Annotated in this window: 18 protein-coding genes; 8 read left to right on the forward strand and 10 right to left on the reverse strand. The window is 60.1% G+C overall.

What is annotated here, in order from left to right:
- Positions 1-4 precede the first annotated feature (4 nt).
- The 5 genes from virB11 to ABIE33_RS20115 all read left to right on the forward strand — a co-directional run bounded on the left by virB11 (position 5) and on the right by ABIE33_RS20115 (position 3,271).
- Positions 5-1,000: a P-type DNA transfer ATPase VirB11 gene (gene virB11 / locus ABIE33_RS20095; RefSeq protein WP_429128525.1), complete on the forward strand. Its 996-nt coding sequence runs from the start codon at positions 5-7 to the stop codon at positions 998-1,000.
- 297 nt (positions 1,001-1,297) lie between these two features.
- Positions 1,298-1,507, forward strand: coding sequence for a dodecin (locus ABIE33_RS20100; RefSeq protein WP_429128527.1), 210 nt, complete (start codon positions 1,298-1,300; stop codon positions 1,505-1,507).
- A 523-nt stretch (positions 1,508-2,030) separates the two neighbouring features.
- Entirely contained in the window at positions 2,031-2,354 is a 324-nt protein-coding gene (locus tag ABIE33_RS20105; protein ID WP_429128528.1) for a DUF736 domain-containing protein, read from the forward strand.
- A gap of 71 nt (positions 2,355-2,425) precedes the next feature.
- Positions 2,426-2,770 carry a DUF2958 domain-containing protein gene (locus ABIE33_RS20110; protein WP_429128531.1) on the forward strand — a complete coding sequence of 115 codons (345 nt, stop codon included), beginning with the start codon at positions 2,426-2,428 and terminating at the stop codon, positions 2,768-2,770.
- Between the two features lie 354 nt (positions 2,771-3,124).
- Positions 3,125-3,271 (forward strand): hypothetical protein, encoded by a 147-nt coding sequence (locus tag ABIE33_RS20115; RefSeq protein ID WP_429128534.1) that lies wholly within the window; start codon positions 3,125-3,127, stop codon positions 3,269-3,271.
- A 71-nt stretch (positions 3,272-3,342) separates the two neighbouring features.
- Here the strand turns inward: ABIE33_RS20115 and traG are convergent, their stop codons facing one another.
- Genes traG through ABIE33_RS20130 form a run of 3 tightly spaced genes read right to left on the reverse strand, consistent with a single transcriptional unit; the run spans position 3,343 to position 5,764 of the window.
- The gene (gene traG / locus ABIE33_RS20120) at positions 3,343-5,265 is read right to left on the reverse strand and encodes a Ti-type conjugative transfer system protein TraG (RefSeq protein WP_429128537.1); all 1,923 of its coding nucleotides are present in this window, start codon (positions 5,263-5,265) and stop codon (positions 3,343-3,345) included.
- A gap of 12 nt (positions 5,266-5,277) precedes the next feature.
- Positions 5,278-5,490: a conjugal transfer protein TraD gene (locus ABIE33_RS20125; RefSeq protein ID WP_429128540.1), complete on the reverse strand. Its 213-nt coding sequence runs from the start codon at positions 5,488-5,490 to the stop codon at positions 5,278-5,280.
- 49 nt (positions 5,491-5,539) lie between these two features.
- Positions 5,540-5,764 carry a TraC family protein gene (locus tag ABIE33_RS20130; protein WP_429128543.1) on the reverse strand — a complete coding sequence of 75 codons (225 nt, stop codon included), beginning with the start codon at positions 5,762-5,764 and terminating at the stop codon, positions 5,540-5,542.
- Between the two features lie 189 nt (positions 5,765-5,953).
- On the opposite strand from ABIE33_RS20130, the gene traA reads away from it, so the two are divergent.
- Both traA and ABIE33_RS20140 read left to right on the forward strand, forming a co-directional pair.
- Positions 5,954-10,561 carry a Ti-type conjugative transfer relaxase TraA gene (gene traA / locus ABIE33_RS20135; RefSeq protein ID WP_429128546.1) on the forward strand — a complete coding sequence of 1,536 codons (4,608 nt, stop codon included), beginning with the start codon at positions 5,954-5,956 and terminating at the stop codon, positions 10,559-10,561.
- 174 nt (positions 10,562-10,735) lie between these two features.
- Positions 10,736-10,864 carry a hypothetical protein gene (locus tag ABIE33_RS20140; protein ID WP_429128549.1) on the forward strand — a complete coding sequence of 43 codons (129 nt, stop codon included), beginning with the start codon at positions 10,736-10,738 and terminating at the stop codon, positions 10,862-10,864.
- Positions 10,865-11,147: 283 nt separating this feature from the next.
- Here ABIE33_RS20140 and ABIE33_RS20145 read toward each other — a convergent pair whose 3' ends face one another.
- On the reverse strand, positions 11,148-11,390 hold the full coding sequence (locus ABIE33_RS20145; RefSeq protein ID WP_084814700.1) for a hypothetical protein: 243 nt from the start codon (positions 11,388-11,390) through the stop codon (positions 11,148-11,150).
- Between the two features lie 336 nt (positions 11,391-11,726).
- Between ABIE33_RS20145 and ABIE33_RS20150 the strand changes: the two genes are divergently transcribed.
- Entirely contained in the window at positions 11,727-13,112 is a 1,386-nt protein-coding gene (locus ABIE33_RS20150; protein ID WP_429128924.1) for a TrkH family potassium uptake protein, read from the forward strand.
- Positions 13,113-13,142: 30 nt separating this feature from the next.
- Here the strand turns inward: ABIE33_RS20150 and ABIE33_RS20155 are convergent, their stop codons facing one another.
- The 6 genes from ABIE33_RS20155 to ABIE33_RS20180 all read right to left on the reverse strand — a co-directional run bounded on the left by ABIE33_RS20155 (position 13,143) and on the right by ABIE33_RS20180 (position 20,636).
- Positions 13,143-15,500, reverse strand: coding sequence for a polysaccharide biosynthesis tyrosine autokinase (locus tag ABIE33_RS20155; protein ID WP_429128552.1), 2,358 nt, complete (start codon positions 15,498-15,500; stop codon positions 13,143-13,145).
- A 71-nt stretch (positions 15,501-15,571) separates the two neighbouring features.
- Positions 15,572-16,477, reverse strand: coding sequence for a UTP--glucose-1-phosphate uridylyltransferase (locus tag ABIE33_RS20160; protein ID WP_429128555.1), 906 nt, complete (start codon positions 16,475-16,477; stop codon positions 15,572-15,574).
- A 4-nt stretch (positions 16,478-16,481) separates the two neighbouring features.
- Entirely contained in the window at positions 16,482-17,498 is a 1,017-nt protein-coding gene (locus ABIE33_RS20165; protein ID WP_429128558.1) for a glycosyltransferase family 2 protein, read from the reverse strand.
- Complete coding sequence (locus tag ABIE33_RS20170) at positions 17,495-18,421, reverse strand: glycosyltransferase (protein WP_429128561.1); 927 nt, start codon at positions 18,419-18,421, stop codon at positions 17,495-17,497. The genes ABIE33_RS20165 and ABIE33_RS20170 overlap by 4 nt, the downstream gene beginning before the upstream one ends.
- 17 nt (positions 18,422-18,438) lie before the next feature.
- Positions 18,439-19,437: a glycosyltransferase family 2 protein gene (locus ABIE33_RS20175; RefSeq protein WP_429128563.1), complete on the reverse strand. Its 999-nt coding sequence runs from the start codon at positions 19,435-19,437 to the stop codon at positions 18,439-18,441.
- Positions 19,434-20,636, reverse strand: a complete 1,203-nt coding sequence (locus ABIE33_RS20180) for a glycosyl transferase family 1 (RefSeq protein WP_429128566.1) — start codon at positions 20,634-20,636, stop codon at positions 19,434-19,436. The genes ABIE33_RS20175 and ABIE33_RS20180 overlap by 4 nt, the downstream gene beginning before the upstream one ends.
- Positions 20,637-20,736: the final 100 nt, after the last annotated feature.

Raw genomic sequence — 20,736 nt, forward strand, 5'->3', positions numbered from 1 at the left:
GCGCGTGACGGGATCGTCCGACGCGTCTGTCGTGCGCCAGCTTCTGTCGCCGATCGCTGGACTGCTGCAAAACCCCGATCTCTATGAGGTGGTCATTAACCGGCCCGGCGAAGTTCTGGCCGAAGGTCCTGATGGCTGGTCGTGCCATGACGTTGCGGAACTGACCTTCGACAGACTGATGCGTCTAGCGCGCACCGTCGCCAGCCATTCACACCAGGCGATCGATGAGCAGAGGCCAATCCTTTCGGCAACCCTTCCCAACGATGCGCGCATCCAGGTCGTTATCCCGCCGGCAACGGCAAAAGGCACGGTTAGCATCACCATCCGCAAGCCCTCATCGGTTTCGCTGTCGTTGAGCGACCTCGACGCAGCCGGGCTTTTTTCTGTCAGCGCTGCAGCGGATGATAGACCGAACACTCAGGACGGCAAGCTGACGGAGCTTTATGAGGCCGGGAACTATGCGGCGTTCCTGAGGCAGTCGGTGCTCGCCCGGAAGAACATCATTATTTCCGGGGCGACCGGATCGGGAAAAACCACGCTGTCGAAGGCGCTGATCCAGCACATCCCGATGAACGAACGGATCATCACGATCGAAGATACGGCCGAGCTGGCCATACCACAACCAAACCACGTTCGCCTGTTCTATTCGAAAGGGGAGCAGGGCCTTGCGAAGGTCGGCCCCAAGGAACTGCTGGAGTCAAGCCTGCGCATGCGCCCCGATCGTGTCCTGCTGCAGGAACTGCGCGACGGCACGGCTTTCTACTACATCCGAAATATCAACTCTGGACATCCAGGGTCCATCACCACGGTGCACGCTGACTCGCCCGCCCTCGCGTTTGAGCAGCTAACCCTCCTCGTGAAGGAATCGGACGGCGGAAAGGACCTCACACGCGACGATATCCGCAGCCTCTTGAAGATGTTGGTCGATGTCGTCGTTCAGTGCAAACGGGTGGAGGGGAAGTTCCGGGTGACGGAGATATGGTTAAGTCGCGCGATATAATGCCCTCTGTCGGAGCGGGCCAGGTCGGAACCTGTCGGCCCGTGTCTCCAGGTTCTTATGATGAGGGTTCCGCGAGTTCCTTAAGGCTGCGTGGCGGCATCTTCGCCTGTCACATCGTTTGACAACAATCCGGTATTGCCGGATCGTTGGTGTTTAGCTGTGAATTTCAGCGCAAGCAGTCTCTTGACGCAGCGTTGTCGGCGTGACGATGCCCGCTCGATCGAGCCGCAATCCCGTCGAGCGTTGCCCACGAGCCCTTTTCGAAGCCAAGCGTAGCGTGAACCATGGGAGGATAGCGTGAGCGACCATGTCTACAAGAAGGTGGAACTAATCGGTAGTTCGAAAGTCTCGGTGACCGAAGCAATAGAGACGGCGATTACGCGGGCCTCGAAAACCATGAGAAATCTCGAATGGTTCGAGGTGGATCAAATCCGGGGACAGATCAAGGATGGCGCGGTGGCGCACTATCAGGTGGTCGTGAAGGTCGGATTTCGGATCGACGATTGAGACGCTAGGCCAGTGGTCTGTTCCGACGCACGAAGCTTTCTGCTTGTCGGTCGGGTATTCATAGAGGCCGCGGATGCCGGTTACAGCATACCGGCGAGCAATATTTCTCGGTCAAACTGCAACCACCCGAGATCGGCGTCATCTTCGGCAACGCGCGGACCTTGGCGGCTCCTGCGCGCCAGTCCGTCGGCTGCGTCGGCTAGTGATGCAACGCGCGGCGGCCTCCCAACCGTACATTGTTTCCGGGTGATAACGTTGCTCACGAGATCCCGGCCTCATGCGACACCCGCGATGCCGGTTTTTGAACGCCGGGATGCGATGGCGGGTACGGACCACGCGTCTCCCCGATCGGTCGCGTCGCAAACCATTCCCGTTCTCGATGTCGCCTTTCTAAGGGACCGGCCGCGGTCAGCGTCAACCCGCAAGGGGTTTCCCTCCGCTTCGCTACGGTGACACTTGCGGCTCGGCCCCTTCTTCGGGCGCCATCGGGAATGGTTCCCGAGCAACCGAAGGAGACAGCACCATGGCCACCACGATCGCAACCCTTACCGAAAAGACCGACGGCACCCTCGAAGGTCTCTTCGCCACCATCAAGGTCAACGTCCCGATCGCTCTCATCCCGAATGCCCAGAAGGCAAGCGAAGGCGCCCCTGACTATCGCATCATCCACCGCCGCACTGGCTTCGAAATCGGCGCCGGCTGGTACCGGAACTCGCAGCGTACCGGCGAGGAATACCTCTCCGTCAAGCTCGAAGCGCCCGAGATCGGCGTGATCTTCGGCAATGTCGCACCGGCACCTGGCGGCGAGGCGAACCGCAAGGTCATCCTCTGGAATGATCCAGCCTGAGCGTCGAATGCGCCGGCCCCGCGGTGATCGCGGGGCCGCTCCGTCCAAACCCTTCATCCTGGAGAATACCAATGCGCCTCATTACCGATGAAATCCGCACGGCCCTCATCACCAACGGTCAGCGCTTCCAACGCGATCCAGACTTCGATCCGCTTCCGCTCGTCAAACTGTTCACGCCCGACGCGGCCGCCACATGGTTGATCGCCTCTGCCGAACCGGACGACCCCGATCTCCTCTTCGGGCTCTGCGACCTCGGCGTTGGGTTTCCCGAACTCGGTTGCGTTCTTCTCTCGGAGATCCAATCCGTTCGCGGCCGCCTTGGCCTGCGCGTCGAACGGGACCTCGCCTTTAAAGCGGACCGGCCAATTTCTGCCTATGCCCAACTCGCTACTGCAGCCAGCCGGATTGTCGCCTAGCTGGGCAAGTAGCCAGAAGGGGCCGTAGTGGCCAGGCTACGGCCCCGACTTCTTTGTCGTCCTTGGCGAAATGCTGCGTCGTGAAGCTGCAACTGGATCTTATCAGAAGGCGAGGGCAGCCAGCCGCCAGCATATTCTGGGTGGCATACCCAACCCACCCTGTCTGCTCAGAAACGTCTAGCATGCCATGAGGCGCCGGAACGCTTCAAGGCCGCGCGGCCCCTCCAATTTTGCCGCAAGCGACAAAATCGGCTCCTCCGCGCGCCGGCTCCGCCGGTCGCGTGACGCGAGCCTTGACCCTTCCAACCCCTCATGACCGACGGCGTCATCGTTCGCAAATTCAAGGAGATAACGATGACGATCGAACAGCACATCGAGGAACTGCGCGCCGAATTGCAATACTGCCCGGACGCCAACGAGCGCCACCAGATCGAAGTCGAACTAGAAGCGGCACGGCAGGAACTCGTACGTCGCAACACCGATGACCCGCCCCCTGAATAAAGATCGTGCGTCATCTTGCTTCGACCCCAATCTACTCGACCTACCACCGGGCGGCGACAGGAAGGGATCGTTCAGGTCGTCGATGCCTTGGCGAACCGGTTGGGTTCGACCGCCGCATTCATATCCTTTCTCCGGAAATAAATCGCCCGTCCGCAACGCAACGGCCTGTGACCCTGGACAATGATGATCTGCTCGTCCTTGCGCATGGACTGGATGATTTCGTGCGGCATAATCAATGGCCTGCGCTGGAGGCTAACACTCTCTGACCGCCTTGAAGCTTTGCCAGAGCTGCTCCCGCCGATATTGCGGGACCGGCCTTCGACCTCCACGGTCATTTCACCACATTGAGCGGAAACGTTTCGGGCAGTGTCGAGCGCCTTGATCGCCGCATAGGATGCAAAGGCACATCCATCGATCCAGGAGGTCGCGCCATCACGGCCAAAGTGCTTTTCGAGCTGGCCGACCGATTGGTACATCAACATCAGCGTGATGCCGTATTTCCGGCCGTAGTCGCGGGCATCCTCGAGCACGCGCATGTATCCGAGCAGATCGACCTCATCGAGCATGAAGAGTGCGCGGCGGTCGAAGGCCCCGTCGGCCTGGATCATGGCATTGATCAGTGAACCGACGATGACGCGGGCAATCCCCGGATAGCTTCGCAGGATCGAGCCGGGAATGTTCAGGAAAACGTCGATCGCGCCCTTGACGATATCGCCCGATTTGAACGCGGTCCCGCAGACGAGTGCGGCATAGTCGTCGAGTGACAGCCATTGTGTATCCTTCGACGCAGTGGAATAGACGCCACTGAAAGTCTGTTCCGTCATATTGGTGAAGACGCCCAGCGTCTCGCGGACAAAGGCCGATTGCGATGTTTCCTGAATGTCGCGCAACATCGCCAGAACTGACGGTTCGGGCTCGGAAACGATCTGGCGCAGACTGCGAAGATCGCGTCGGCCGGCGTAGTCCGAAGAGAGCATGACGTGCGCCAGCAAACCCGTCAGAAGATTGTGCGCCTGGTTCTGGAAGTATGACCCCGTCGAGGTTTCGATCCGAGAGCTTTCCGACAGAAGCATGTGAGCAACCGCGACGATGTCCTCTTCCTTGGATTTTGAGGTTTCGATCCAGTCGAGCACGTTGAAGCCCCAAGCGGGATTGGATGGGCCAAGTATGATGCAGTTTCGTTTGAGCTTCGATCTTCGATGGGCAACAACCATCGGCGCTACTTCGGTCGAGGGATCGAGGCAGATAAGCGGTCCGGTATAGCGCAACGCTGTCGGAACAACGTTGCTCGTGGTCTTGTATCCGCCTGAGCCAGCGAAAAACAGCATGTGAGTGGAATCGAAATCCTGCCTATAGGTGAGCAGCGGTGCCTTGCCGCCTTTCCCCCAGGTTGACCGGTCGTCAGGCCGAAAGGGGACACCGTGGATCGTCTCTAGATCGACCCGGTAGCGCTCGCCAATGACGATTTCGCCGTCCGCCGGAAACTGAGTGGTGGCGGCTGACATCGACAGCCAATCAGCATCGCCGAAGGTGCCCCGCCGGGCTCGTTTGACCGGTCGGCTGATGGCGATGGACATACGGACGGACATCGCCACGATTGCAAAGCCACCGATTGCGCCTGCGGCTGCATAGAGATCGAGATAGGAAAACGCCGCTGTCCAGGTGACCACGCCAGACTGAATGAAGACGGACAGTCGGGCATGTTCTCGCACGGCGTAAAATCCGCCAACGCAGAGAAACGTGATGACGCTGACAAGTGCGATCGGTCTGCGCCGGTGCAGAGGCAGGACGGCCACAGTAATGAGCCCCGAAATCGGTCCAAGGAAAAGATTGGGGATCGGCGATGCACGCATGAACCAATAGGCATACTCGGGCGCAACCATCGTCGCTAGCGTCGGCCACTTGTATGCGGTGGTAAACAGTGTCGTAAGGCTCACTGCTATCGGCACGAGTGCCAGCAGGGCCATCGGGCTGTACCGCCGTTTTGCTGTCATCGTGCACCCTCTCTATAGCTTCATCGGTGCGCGGGCCTCCGCCCGAAAGGCCTCCGCACCGAGGGCGCATAGCCGATCATGCTCCATCGTTCCGACCGGGACCCGGCTCGTCTCGATCAGCGCGCCGAGCAGGAACGCCCGATCGGCGTTCTTTAAGCCTGCCTTGATGATTAATCCGCCGAGGATGATCTTCTCGCGGGTTTCACGCCTGTGCTCTTGCGTCATCCTGCGTTGCCGCTTGCGTTCGAGAAATACAATCCGCTGGTCAAGCCGCCTAAACGGATGGACCGTCGGTCGGTCGGACCCTCTCGCGAAATCGTGTGACGATCTCTGCGAAAATGGCGTCGAGTTCGCTGTCGGGAATATCGAGTTCGGCAAGACCGGCTTTCTGCGCCATCCGGGCGAAACGCTCGTTTGCTTTAATCAGCAGGCTCTTGCGTTTCGTCCGTAGTGCTTCGATCTGAGCGTCGATTTCGGAGATCGTTGTCTTTGCGCGCACGTCTCACCCTTCCTCTGTCTACCGATGAACCAGATTATACTCATATAAAGATGATAGTCAAATTGCTGGAGGTGAGATATGAGAAATGAAATTTCGAACTAAAGACTGTTCTGGAAATCCCGCCAATTTGGCGAATGGCGCAATATACGTCGCAATTGCGACCAGCTTAGAAGAGGAGTTTGAACTGACTTGGCTATCATGTTTATGAGGGCCCAGGTGATCAGCCGGGGTGCCGGACGCAGCATCATCTCTGCCGCTGCCTATCGTCATCGCTCCAAGATGATGGACGAACAGATCGGTAAGGAATTCCGCTACTATGGCGGAGCTGCGGAGCTGGTGCATGAAGAGCTTGCTTTGCCCGCCGAGACACCCGCATGGCTGAAGTCGGCCCTAGCTGAGCGCACCGTCGCTGGTGCCAGTAAGGAGCTCTGGAACGCGGTCGACCGTTTCGAGACCCGCTGCGATGCGCAGCTTGCCCGCGAGATCATTCTCGCACTTCCGGTGGAACTAAGTCGCAAGGAGAACATAGAACTTGTGCGCGACTTCGTGCGCGAGAACCTCACGGCGCAAGGAATGGTCGCCGATTGGGTTTATCACGACAAGGACGGCAATCCGCATATCCATATCATGGCAACACTGCGCCCTTTGGCCGAGGAGGGGTTCGGGCCGAAGAAAGTCGCGATCGTCGGCGAAGGCGGCCAACCGGTACGCGTCAAAACGCCCGACCGACCTGAGGGGAAAATCGTTTATCGGCTGTGGGCAGGCGACAAGGAAGCGATGAAGAAGTGGAAGGTCGCCTGGGCGGAAACAGCAAGCCGCCATCTTGCGCTTGCCGGTCATGACTTCCACCTTGACGGCCGCTCCTACGATGAACAAGGACTACGCGGCCTGGAGCAGCGGCATTTCGGTCCAGATCGTGCTGCGCTCGTTCGTAGAGGCATCGAAGCTTACTTTTCACCGACAGCATTGGCCAGGCGCTATGAGATTGCCGACCGGCTCGCGGAGGATCCGACCCTGTTGCTTAAGCAACTTGCCAACGAGCGATCGACCTTTGACGAGAGGGACATCGCCCGCGCGCTTCATCGCTACATCGACGATCCGATCGTCTTTGCCAATGTACGCGCCAGATTGATGGCATCGGACGATCTAGTGATATTGCGAGCGCAGCAGCTAAATAGCGAAACCAGCAAAGTCGAGCTGCCGACGGTGTTCACTACGCGCAATTTGGTCAGAATCGAATATGAAATGGCACGCTTGGCAACGAAGTTGTCGAAGATGAGTGGCTTCGGTGTCCCTAAGACCTGTGTTGATGCCGCCGTTGCATCACTTGGATCTGAACGCTCTGCCGCGGGTGTTCGGCTCGACGCAGAGCAAATCGACGCCGTCCGGCATGTTACCGCCGGTGGCGCCATTGCCGCGGTCGTCGGTGTGGCCGGCGCCGGTAAATCGACATTGTTGCGTGCCGCCCGTACTGTTTGGGAAGCAGAGGGGCGGCGTGTCGTCGGTGCGGCGCTCGCCGGCAAGGCGTCGGAAGGATTGGAGGAAAGCTCCGGCATTCGCGCCCGCACCATCGCCTCCTGGGAGCGTGCCTGGGAGCGAGGAAACGACCTCCTCGGAAAAGGTGATGTGCTGGTCGTAGACGAGGCCGGAATGGTGTCGTCACAACAGATGGGGAGTTTGTTGAAGCGCATCGAGGCTGCGGGCGCAAAGGCGGTGCTCATCGGTGATGCAATGCAGCTTCAGCCGATTCAAGCAGGTGCGGCTTTCCGGGCGATTGTCGAGCGCATCAGCTCTGCGGAGCTGGCCGGTGTCCGGCGGCAGAAAGAGGAATGGGCGCGTACTGCCTCCAAGGAGTTTGCCCGCGGTGATGTAAAAGCGGCGCTTACCGCTTATGGCGAACGCGGGCATATCGTTAGCGTCGAGACCCGTCAGGCTGCCATCGAGCGTATTGTCGTAGACTGGATAGCTGCACATCGCGAGTTGGTGGCGAAAACGGAGGCGGAAGGTCGCAAACTTCGTGGCGACGAATTGATTGTGCTTGCGCATACCAATGACGACGTAAAGGTCCTTAACCGCTCTATTCGCGATGTGCTTTCGGCGGACGGATTGTTGTCGGATGGCAGGCCGTTCTTGACCGAGCGCGGTATGCGGGAGTTCGCGATTGGTGATCGGATCGTCTTTCTTGAAAATGCGCGGTTCGTCGCACCACATGCCAAGAACCTTACTGTTCAGCACGTGAAGAACGGCATGCTCGGGACGGTTTGCTCGACGGCAGCCGGAAGTGGAACGGCGCTGCTCACGGTCCGGCTCGACAATGGGCGCGAGGTCGTTTTCGCCGAAAATACCTATCGCAATGTCGATCATGGCTACGCCGCCACCATCCACAAAAGCCAGGGTTCGACCTTTAATCGTGCCTTCGTGCTTGCGACCGGCATGATGGACCAGCATCTGACGTATGTCGCAATGACCCGCCACCGCGATCGCGCCGATCTTTATGCTGCGGTGGGGGATTTCCAGCGGAGGCGGGAATGCGACAGAGCGCCGCGCACCGACTACACCGACGGGGTTATCGGCGAGCTTATCGAAACAGGTTCTGGGAAGTTTCACACGCGCGACGATGTAGGTGCAAGTCCCTATGCCGATCTTCGTACCGAAGATGGAATGACCCATCGTCTGTGGGGCGTGAGCCTGCCGAAGGCGCTAGAGGATGGCGGAGTGGAGGTCGGCGACACCGTAATGCTTCGAAAGGATGGGAAAGAAAAGGTCACGGTCAAGGTTCCGGTCATCGCTGAAGACACTGACACGAGGCGCTTCGAAAAGCGTGTATTCGAGCGCAACGTTTGGACGTCGGGTTTGATCGAAAAGGCAGGGGACCGAAAACGCCGGATTGCCAAGGAAAACCGTTTGCCGGACCTATTTCCGCAGTTGGTTGAACGGCTCTCGCGTTCGGGCCGAAAAACGACCACCCTCGATTACGTGACGGAGGATGCATACCGATTACTGGCAGACGACTTCGCGCGGCGCCGCGGAATTGAGGCTGTTTCCAGCTGGAGTCTGGTTGAAAAAGCCGTTCGTGCGCTGAGCTGGGTTTCAGATCAGCGTGGTCGAGTGGTCCAGCTATGGCAACGGGCCAACGCCGCGCTTGACACTGCGACTGAGCGTTCCAAATGCACTGAGGCAAGCAGCAGTGAAGCCAAGCGGCAAGCTCCTAAGATCGCTGCGGATGACGATCCGGAGTTACTCCCGGCAACGATTTCGTTCTCGCGGACACTCGAGGTGGATGCACGTCTTGCCCATCTCACATCACTTGCCTGGTCGGAGCGGGAAGCGGTCATCATGCCTTTGCTCAAGCGGATTTACCGCGATCCGGCGGCGGCGCTTGCGCGGTTGAACGAGCGAACCTCGAATACCGCCAGGGATCCGCAGCTGATCGCAGACGGGCTTACTCGGTTGCCAAAAGGACTCGGGAACCTGCGCGGCGGCGACAACCTTGTCGATGGTCAAGCGGCGCGGAAGGAGAGGGCGGCGGCATTATCAGCTGTGCCAGAGCTCGCACTTTTGGCGCGGGCCCACGCGACGGAGTTTCGCAGACAAGAAGGGCGCTTCCTCAACCGCGAGCGAATGCGCAGATTGTATATGGGTTTCCTTGCTCCGGCACTTTCCAAAAATGCAAAAGCGCGGCTTTGGGAGGTCGAAGCGGTCGGGAAGAACGGGGGAGATGAAGCTTATCGGTCCGCTTTCCGGATCGCTACGGAGGATCGCTCAATAGTCCAAGAGATCAAGGCCATCGACGAGGCACTGACCCGTCGGTTCGGGTGGCTAGCGTTTTCCGACAAGGCAGATGGATTCGCTAAGCGCGACACGGCGATGCGTATGCCGGAAAGCATGGTGGAAGAGAAGAAGGTCGCACTGACTGTGTTGTTTTCGGCTGTTAGACGTTTTGCGGCAGAGCAGCGCATGATCGAAAAACACGAGCCCGCTCATCTGATCGCGCCGGCAGCATTTGCTCCGCAGTATGCGGTCGCGCGCTTGCCAATGTTGCCAGCTGTAACCGAATTCAACAACGGTTTGGAGGATGAGGCGCGGCTCAAGGCGGTGGAGGTCGAGCATTACAGGCAGGAGAGGGCGATACTCGGCCGGGACGCAGTTCGGATCTGGCGCGATCCGGGCGCCGCAGTTGCGACGATCGAAGGCCTTCTAACAATGAAGGTCGACCCCGAACGTATTGTCCATGCCGTTGTCGCCAATCCCGCCGCCTATGGCACATTGCGCGGCTCCCACAGGATGTTGGATGGGCTCCTGGCAGCAGGACGAGAGCGTCGGATAGCATTGCAGTCTGTCGATTCCGCTGCTGCCTCCATTCGTGCCATGGGACGCTCCTACGCCACCGCATACGAAGCGGCGTTGCTCGCAGTCAGCACTGAGCGAAACCGCATGTCGGTCGCGATACCAGGGTTGACCAAACAGGCTGAGAGAGAACTCCGTCGCTTGACGGAACAGACGGCGGAGAATGCGAAGCATCTAGCGCGGAAGGTTCGGGCGCTTGATCCGGAGATCCGTGCGGAGTTCACAGCCGTCTGCAAGGCGCTCGATGCTCGTTTCGGACCGGGAGCACTCGCCCGTGGCGAGAGAGATGCGAATAAAATGGTTCCGAAATCGCAACGGGCGGCATTTGAGGCGATGCGTCATCGTCTGCACGGCCTTCAGCGGGCCACTAGCGCTTATCAAGCAGAGGAGGCAAGAGCTGTGCGCCAGCGCCGAGCGATCGACCGCCGCGATGCCCCCGCTATAGGTTGAAGCAGTATGTAAATTGGCCATCGTAAATCGACTTGCTCGTCGCGTTGCAATTCGAATCTTAAGGTTCGAAGTGCAATATTCCGATCAAGCGGCAGCCTTCGGCACCGAAGGCGCCAGCAGCCCGGCGGTAAACACGCTTACCAGATTGGGCTGTTGAGACCCGCGGAGCCGCGCATGACGATGACCCGGGGCATCAACGCCGGGATTATTTCGCGTGTATTAAAGCAAGCAGGTTTCGCGGCAATGACGGAAGCGCTGCTACCAACCTGGGGCCGTGCCCAAAGATGCAGCGCCGAACTCTGAGTAATGCAATGCGATGGTACTGCCGCGAAGCTCTCCGAAGCTGAACGCGCAATCCCTGCGCCGAAATTCTCTGCTGCAGCCAAACTCAGTGCCGACGATTGCTAGTGTCTGTCAGGTTTACGCTGCACCATATCCGGCACCATCAACGCAGTTGCAACGTGTGTCCGCAAATCCAGAGAAAGAGGTCGCGCCATCATGGCTGGCCTCCGCACCAGCAATGATCTTGAATCATAAACCCCGACCAAAGGGAATCCCAAACGATTCCGCCTAATGCTGACAGACTCTAGCGGCGCGCCGCGCGGCTGCTTGCCGGCTCCAGGCCCTTGCCGCGATAGGCCACGGGGATGCCCAGTGTCTCGTGGGCCGTTGCCAGCGTTTCGAGCCAGGTCGCCAGTTCGGTGGGTACCTTTTCGTCGCCGGTCTCCATCGCCTCGATCCACGCCAGATTGCAATGGAGGGCGCTCGCGAGATTGATCGGTGTCCAGCGAAGGGCAAGCAGGCATTGGGTAAATCGGGCGGGGGTCATTTCAGTGCTCAAGATTGCGAGGGTGTCGTTCGATGAGGCTATACACGCAGAAATAAGTCAAGGTGATGACTTGTCGCGCCACGATGCTGTGATCGGGTGTCTGATCCACAGCAATCGTCGACACCAGGAAAAACCTGCTGTAATCGGTGTGCGATGTGCAACTTGCGTTTATCGGCGCTGGCCGCTAATCCCGATGACGATGGCAGGTGACAGCGACTCGCGCCGCGCGAGTGGACAAGGGACAGCCAAGACCGAGGCGATTGACCGTTGAACGCGACCATTTACCAGTCCGCCATCAACATTGCCGCAAAGGTCGGCCTCTATCTCTCGCTCACTATGTTCATTCCCGCGCTGGTCGATCTCTATTACGGCCATCCCGACTGGAAAGTCTTCGCCATCTCGGCGTGTCTGATGGGTGGCCTTTCTCTGGTCACGGTGGCAGCAACACAAGGCGGACCGCCGCCTTTCAACCGCAAGATGGGCTTTCTCCTTGTCAACCTGCTTTGGCTCGTTGTCTCCTTCGTCGGTGCGGTTCCCTTCTGGCTGTCTTCAGTCAATCTCGATTTTGCCGAGGCGCTGTTCGAATCGGTGTCGGGCATCACCACGACCGGCTCGACCGTGATCGCTGGCCTGGACAACGCGCCGCCCGGCATTCTCGTCTGGCGTTCGCTGCTTCACTGGCTCGGCGGCATCGGCATCGTGGCGCTCGGGCTGTTCGTGATGCCTTATCTGCGCGTCGGCGGACTTTCGTTCTTCAAGATGGAATCGTCGGATACCACCGAGAAGCCGTTTGCACGCATCGTCACCTTTACCCGCGCTTTCGTGCTGATCTACATCGTCCTGACTGTCACCTGTGCGATCATCTACGGCTATCTCGGTATGAATCGGTTCGATGCGATCAATCACGCGATGTCGACGATCGCGACGGGCGGCTTCTCCACCCACGATGCCTCGCTCGGCTATTTCAACAGCCTGCCGATCCTATGGGTGGCGACGTTCTTCATGACCGTCAGCAGTCTGCCGTTTTCGGTGTTGATCATTTTCATCGTGAGGGGGCGGCTGGACACGCTGAAGGATCCCCAGATCATCGTGTTCCTGTCCTACCTGACGGTGCTCGCGATCGCCGCCAGCCTGTTTCAACGTCTGGAAAACGGTGTCGCTTTCCATGAAGCGCTGGCGCATTCGTTTTTTACCGTGTCATCGATCCTGTCGACCACCGGCTTTGCCAGCGATGACTATATGCTTTGGGGCGACTTCATCGTCGCGCTTGCCTTTGCCGCGACCTTCATGGGCGGGTGTTCCGGTTCGACTGCCGGCGGCATGAAAGCCTATCGCTTCATCATCATCTTCAATTCCATTCGCGCCGGGCTCTACAAGCTCATCTACCCGAACGCGATCCACACGGTTCGCTATGGCAAGGCGCTCGTCGATATCGACGTGCAGCGGACGGTCTTCTTGTTTTTCACGGCCTATATGATGATCTGGGCCTTCGGAAGCCTGGCGATGGGCGCATTCGGCTACGACCTTCTGACATCAGCGTCGGCCATCGCCACTGCCCTTTCAAATGTCGGTGCAGGGCTCGGCCCGATCATCGGGCCGGCCGGCAACTTCTCCACCTTGTCCGATCCGGCGCTCTATCTGCTGTCGATCATGATGCTACTCGGCCGTCTTGAGATCCTGACGGTTCTGGTCGTGCTGACGCCACTGTTCTGGAAGAATTAGGAGAGCCCAAGCGAGTTGGGCTCCCGTCGTTCAGACCGGCTCTGCTTCGCGCCGGGTCGCGGCGTTGTCGACGTAATATTTTTCGAAGCGGTGGCGATAATGTTCAGCGGCGCCGAAATCGCTGTATTTCGCCAGTTCCCGCATGTCCGTCTTGTTGAGAATGACGCCGAGGACCTTGGCGTTGATCTGCGGTTCGGCATGGAGGAGGTCGCGCACGAGCCGTGACGGTGTGCGGCCCCATTCGGCCACGTAGAGGAACCCGTCGGCAAGCGGCGAAAACGCCTTGGCGTCGACGACGGGGGCGAGCGCTGCGAGGTCGACGACCACATAGTCGAAGGATTTGCGCGCATTCTCGATGAGGCCCGCCATGGCCGGTGATGCGAGCAACTCGTGGCTGTCATGCGGATAGTGGTTGGAGGCCTCGCCACCGACGGGGAAGATCGCAAGCTTCGTCTGATGGTCTATCTTGATGCCGGCCGGCCAGGACGTTTCGCCGGTCAGCGCCTCGACAAGACCGGTCTTGGGTGCCGGGTTGATCATCTTGCTCAAGCCGGGCTTGCGGATATCCGCATCGATCAGCAGCGTTCGCTTGCCGCTGGCGGCGAGAAGGGCGGCAAAATTGGCCGCAACGATCGACTTGCCTTCATCTGGAACGGCCGACACGATGCCGACTACCCGGCATGAGTTGCCATGCAGCATCTGGTCGCAGGCGAGCTTGGCGTTGCGGAACGTCTCGGTAAAGGAGGAGCGCGGCGCGTCGAGCACGATGCGGCTGACGCGTTCGAAAGGCACCGGCTCCGGTGTCGGTTGGGGTGGTCCCTTGTCCTTCACCAACCGGGCACGCATCTGGTCTGTGGCTGTCGGCGCGCGCGGGCCGATTAGCGGGACATAACCGAGCGACCGATGCCCGAGGATAGAGCGCACGTCGCCTTCGAGACGGAAGGTGCGCTCTCGGAATTCCTGAAACGCTGCAAAAGCTCCACCTGCCATCATGCCGAGCACGGCGGAGAGGGCAAGGATCATCGTTTTCTTCGGGCTTGAGGGCGAAACGGGCACGCCTGCTTCGGAAATCACTCGTGCCTTGGCGATCGGGAAGGAGCGCTGCTGTGCGGCCTGCTCATAGCGGCCGAGATAGGATTCATAGAGCGTCTTCAAAGCAGCGGCTTTCTGCTCGAGCTCGCGCAGATGGACGAGCGACCGGTTCGCGTTGGAGTTCCGGCCGGTGGTTCCCTCGATGTTTTCGCGCAGCGACGCCTCGCGCGACTGCGCGACTTCGTATTCGTTGCGATAGCTTGAAGTCAGCTGCTGCAGTTCCTGGAAGATCTGGCGGCCGATATCGTTCTTCTCTGACCGCAGCGATACGGCCTGCGGGTGATCGGCGCCAAAACTCTGTGTCACTTCCTGCTCGCGCTTGCCGACAGTGAGGTAGCGGGTTCGGAGGTCACGGATCACCGAATTGTCGCCGTCCTTCGACGAGATCGTCGCGTTATCGACGGCTTTCTCCGGGCCTTGTTCAACGATTGCCTGAAACTGCTTGTAGCGGGCCGAAGCGGTGGCCGTGTCTGCCTGGGCGATAATGAGCTGGCTGTTCAGGTCAGAAAGTTGCTGTTCGGACATCAGCTCGCCCCGCGCCGAGGTCAGCCCGTTGTCGGTTCGGTATTGTTCGACTTCAAGCGAAGCGACCTGCGAACGCTGTCTTAGATCAGCAAGGCGCTCCTGCAGCCACACGGACGCCCGTTCGGTTGCCTCGAAATTGGCGTTCAACTGGTCGGTCAGGTAGGAATCGGCATAGGCGCGCACCACTTTCGCCGCCAGTTGCGGGTCGCTGGAACGATAGGAAAGGGCGACGACCGAGCTTCGCGACACGCGTTCGACGGCAAGGCCCTGCTGGATGAGCGCGGCAGCTTTCTGTCGCCGGCCGCTACGCGCTGCCTCTTCGGAAACCGCAGAACCGCCCGAAAAGACACCTGTGATCGATTTCATCCAGTCCTTGACCACCCCGAAAGGCGAGCGCGGCGGATTGAGGATCGTGCCGTTGTCGGCAAGGTTGATCTTGTCGACGACGCGCAGAGCCAATTCGCCTGATTTGAGGATCTCGACGGCGCTGGCAAGTTGGGTATCGAGCAACTGGCTGTTTTGCGGCGAAGCCTCTTCTTCCGCGTATTTCGAGAGGTTCTCGTCGAGCAGGATTTGCGTCATCGAGGTATAGTTCGGCGTGGCGAAAAGCAGGTAGACACCGCCGAGAACGACGAACAGGGCGACGAACAGCCCGACTGTCTTGCCGCGACGAACCACCACCGAAAAGAGCCGGTCGAGGTCGATGAAACCATCGGATTCCTCGGCTTCGCGGGGCAGGACGCTACTGAACGGTAGACTTCTTTGTTTCATTGGGTCGCTCTGTCCGTTTTTTATACAGTCGATCGGCCGGCGCCCCACAATTGGGGCGCCGGAAACCGGGTTTATGCCGCGCGGATGCGGCCTTCGTGAGACAAAACCATGTCCCTGACGGATTCGTAGACCAGGTCGCCGATATCCGAGCGGGCAAGAGCGAAGGCGACGTTCGCCTCGATAAACCCATGCTTGGAGCCGCAATCGAAGGTTCGGCCATCATAGGGGTGGGCGTGGAACGCCTGATCCTTGGAGAGCTTCAGCATGCCGTCTGTCAGCTGGATCTCGTTGCCGGCGCCGCGCTGCTGGCGGGCGAGAATGCCGAAGATTTCCGGCTGAAGAACGTAGCGACCGTTGAGGTAGAAGTTCGACGGCGCCTCTCCAGCTTTCGGCTTTTCGACCATTTCGGTGACCGCAAAACCATGCGGAACGGCCGATCCCTTGCCGACGATGCCGTATTTGGAGGCATCCTCCGGCGCGCATTGTTCGACGCCGACAACATTGCCGCCTGTTTGACTGTAGAGGTCCATCAGGCCGGCCATGCAGCCGCGCGCGCCATAGGAGAGCATGTCGGGCAGAAGCAGTGCAAAAGGCTCGTCGCCGATCAGATCGCGGGCGCACCAGACGGCGTGCCCGAGGCCGAGCGGCGCCTGTTGGCGGGTGAAGCTGACGGAGCCTGCCTTGGGCAACATGCTCTCAAGCTCGGAAATCTGGGCATTCTTGCCCGAGCGCGTCAGCGACGAAATCAGCTCAGGCGTGTCGTCGAAGTGGTCTTCGATTGCCTGCTTGTTACGGCTGGTGACGAAGACGATATGTTCGATGCCGGCCTCGCGGGCTTCTTCGACGGCATATTGCACGACCGGACGATCGACGATCGTCAGCATCTCTTTCGGCACAGCCTTGGTCGCAGGAAGGAAACGCGTGCCGTTGCCGGCAACCGGAATAACTGCTTTTCTGACAGTTCTGATACGGTCCATGGCATTATCCTTTTCTCGTGTGAGGGCTTTTGCCCGAGGTGGATCGTTCAGCCGCCACCGTCATTGTGGCGGGCTTCAAGCGCGACAGCGGCGCAACGAGGCGGCGCAGTCGCACGGCGATCGGCATCCTGAGATGCCGGAGCGCGCGCGGGCTGGAAAGTGCCGTCTTGACGGCGCTGCCCAGCGATCTGGATTTGAGGTGCTCAACGAGTTGCAGGAAGGCGCGCGCCTCGTAAAGGCTGCGGCTGCGCTTGCGCTGCATGGCCATCGCGCTTTCTTCGATGGCGTGGGTGCCGAGAAAGTCGGCGTCGGCGGTGATCATCGCATCGACGTGGCGCAGCTCCAGCACGCGCGAGATCGAACCTTCGCGGATATGGTAGCGATAGCCGGCGGACGGATCGACGACACAGCGCCCGCCTGCGGCAAGGGCCGAGGCGAGCAGGATATAGTCTTCGCCGATGCGGATGTCTTCCTTGAAGCGCAGCTGCTTCTGCTCAAGAAACTGACGTTCGAAGATCGGCTTCATGTAGCCGAAATTATAGGTCGAGCGGAAAAGCACGTTCGACTCGATGAAGGCGGCAAGGGTGAGTATTGGTGTCTTCTCAAGCGTCGTGTCGTCAAACATCCGCTCGCGCCGACCATCAAGGTTCAGGACTTCCAGATTATCGACGGCGATATCAGCGCTTTCGCGACGCGCGCGGGCGATCATGCGGGCAAGTCTCCCGGGGCGAACCGTGTCGTCCGCGTCGAGGATGGCGACCCATTCGCCGCGGGCTGCATCAAGACCGGCATTGCGCGCGCCTCCGGGACCCTGGTTGGCCGGAAGCCGGATCAGCCGGATCCGCGGATCTCCGATAGCCTCGACGACGGCTGCGGTGTCGTCCGGCGACGCATCGTCGACGACGATGACTTCGACCGCGACATCTTCCTGGGCGAGCGCACTGTCGATTGCGCGCGTGATGGTATCAGTCGCCTTGAAGGCCGCGATGACGAAGCTAACGTCAGGATTGGTTGTCGTCATGGCGCCGCCACTTCCGATGTGCCGTATTGCTCGAGCTCGCGAACGCCGAAAAGACCGCTGACGACACCGGCATGCATGACGGCGCGCAGGGCATAGCGCGAACGTGCAACCGGCGAGGCGAGCAGGATGAGGCATGCGGCAGCGCAATACACGGATTTCGCGGCGGCACGAACGATCTCCACCGGCTTTCCGCTGCCCGCAGCGGTCTGTGCAAGCAGGCGGCCATGAGTCTGGCCGGAGCGAAAGCGTCGCTTTGCCAGCCATTCGAAACTGGCGCGCTTTTCCGGGACGATCTCGTAGACGAGGGCATCCGGCGCATAGGCCAAACGGCCGCCGGCCTTGTGCATATGGGTGAAGAACTCCGTATCCTCGCCGCCGGTCCGGCCGAGCGCGAGGTTGAAACGCCGGCCGGCAAGTGCCGGGCTTTTGCGATCGAGCAGGACGTTGCAGGTGTAGCCCGTCACGATCTCTCCGCCGACCCACACAGGTCGCGTCGAATGGAAGTCGCCGCGGCGCATCCAGGCCGGCGCCGAAGGGTCATATTCGGCTCGGACCGGACCGAGAACCGCCTCGACCCGGGTGGCAGTGGCCGTCTCCAACAACCGCACCAGCCAATCGCGCGCCACCGTTTCGTCGTCATCGACAAAGGCAAGGTAGTCGCCCGTTGCATTATCGAGGCAGGCGTTGCGGGCGACAGAGATGTTGCCGGCCGGGCAATGCACATAGTCGATCTCGAACGGAATTTCCCGCCTCAACGCATCGACAAGCCCAGTTGCCGTCGGATGCATGTCGTTGTCGGCGACGATGATCCGGATTGCCGTTGCATCCGGCACGGTGATGGCAGCCAGCGAGCGCAGGGTTTCGGCGAGCTCGGGGCGGCGAAAAGTGCAGACCGCGACGTCGACCCGAAAGCCAGTAGCCATTGTCTTCATTGCCTCAATCATGGTGCGACCCGCCTGCTGCGAAGGTCGAGCAACTCGCGCCAGAAGCCGGCGGACCAGGCAAAGTGCATCACCATGGCCGAAACCGCGGCCAGTGGGCCGTAGGGATTCTTCTGGCCAAGCGCCATCCAGGCGCCGTAGCCGATGCAGGCTGCGGCCCAAAGCACCACCGGGACGACCGCAACCCAGTTGATGACGGCCAGCAATGCGCCGATAGCGACCGGCGCTACTGCGAGCGGCAGCAATTGGCGCAGGCTTGGCACGACGCGATGCTTCAGCACGTTGCGGGCGCGCCCGCGGCCGTAGCTGAAATACTGCCGAAACAGCGGCCCGATCTTGGCACGCGGGTAATAGACCATGCTCGTCCGATCGGTCATCCAGATGCGGTAGCCGGCCCTGCGGAACCGATAGTCGAACTCGGCGTCTTCGTTGTGGCTGAAGCTTTCGTCATAGCCGCCGATTGCCGTGAAGGCTGCAATGCGCATCAGCGCATGATGGCCGTGGTCGGCCCAATGGCTTGTGGCGCCGAGCCGATGTTTGGCGCCGCCATTTCCGAGCTTGGAATTCTGGGCATAGGCCGTCGCCTTCTGAAAGGGCGTGAAACCGACCGTCTCCATGGCAACCACGACGGAGTCTGCGCCGGTTGTGACCACTTCCTCGACCAGCCTTAGGCAATAATCATCAGGATAAGTGCCGTGCGCATCGATACGGATGAGATAGTCGAAGGACGAGCCATATTCAGCGACCGCAAGATTGATGGCAGCGCTCTGGATACGCTTGGGGTTATCGAGCGTCAGGACGGACGGATCGTTTTGGACCAGCCGTGCCGCGATTTCACGCGTGCCGTCGGTGCTGCCGCCATCGGCAATCAGGATGACGGCATTGAGCGGCGCCAATGATGGACGAAGCTTGTCCACCAGGGCTTCGATATGGTCCGCCTCATTGAGGCAGGGGATGACGATCAGGCTGCGCGTCGACGTCAGATCTGTTGTGTTCATGACAAACCACCTTCGTTTTGACGGGCTTGAGAAACGGGCGTCGCGGGCTCCGGGGCTGTCAATGCAATTGCCGAAAGGCGCCTTACGAGGTTTTCACAATCGTTGCGGCCAAAGACCCAGGTATCGGAATTGCAGGCGGCAACCCGCCCGGACGCATCGGCGTAGCGATCGGCGTCGACGGCTCCAAGAAGCGCAACGAGATTGTCCGGCTCGGGCGCATCGAGCAGAAAACCGAGACCACGGACCGCCAAAAAACGGGCCGTCTCCGTGCCGCGCACGGCGATCGGAACCCGACCGTATCGGCAACCCTCATAGAGCCGGTTCGGAAGCAGCCATTTGGAGTTCTGGCCTTCCTCGAAAAAATCGATTGCCCAGGTGAAATCGACCTCGTCGTAGATCGCGCCGAGGTCTTCCGGGCTGCGGTAAGGGCCATGGAAGGTCATGTGCGGCTCCTTGCGAATGAAGCCGTCGAAATCGTCGAACTCGGAATAGGCGGGCCGCCCGCGAAGGACGATCTCGAAACGGCCTTCCATGCGGCGCGAAAACGTCGAAAGCAGCGCGAGCGACTTGCGGCAGCGCAGGGCGCCGAACCAGCCGATCCGCCAAGGGCCGTCCGGTCGCGGTGTGGTGGCTGCGGCGACCTGCGGGCTGTCTCGATCGCCGAGCTCCAGCACCTTGTTCTCGAGTAGCATGACTGGCGTGTCCAGCCCTGAAAGCGGGCGGAAATAATGCTCGACGAAGGCGGGGGAACTGGTGATCAAAAGCCGCGCATTGCGCCCGAGATGGGCCTCGCTGGCGCGCATGGCGCGTCCAGCCACATCCTGGCGCAGAAGCAGCCGATGAATGTCGAGGCATTCATAGACAACAGGAACATCGCCGCCGAACATGGAAACCGCCTTGTTGGCGACGGCGAGCATATCGAGGTTGCGGGCGATGATCAGGTCGGGGCGGCTGACCGCGCGCAACTTGGCGGGTAGCGACAGGCATGCCTTGGTGATCGCTGCGACGCGCTGGGCAAAGCGACCGTCGCGCGTCGTGCCGAGTTCGATCGGGTCGACGCCGTCGATCGCAGCCAACGCGTTCGCGCCGCGGCGAAAGCCGGCAAGCGTCACGCGCGCGCCGCCCGCCTTGAGCATCAGTATCCGACGGCGAACCGCAGGGTCAGCCAGATCCTGCGCGAAATAGAGTATCTGCAGCATGAAAACATCCGTTTTCCTGCTCAGCCCGAGCCAAGCTTTTTTCAAGAAATCGTGCATCGCAACGGTTGCGTTGCGATGCACGGATGCGGCGGTGTTCTGC

The sequence above is a fragment of the Ensifer sp. 4252 genome, from assembly GCF_050434565.1.
Taxonomy (GTDB): Bacteria; Pseudomonadota; Alphaproteobacteria; order Rhizobiales; family Rhizobiaceae; genus Ensifer.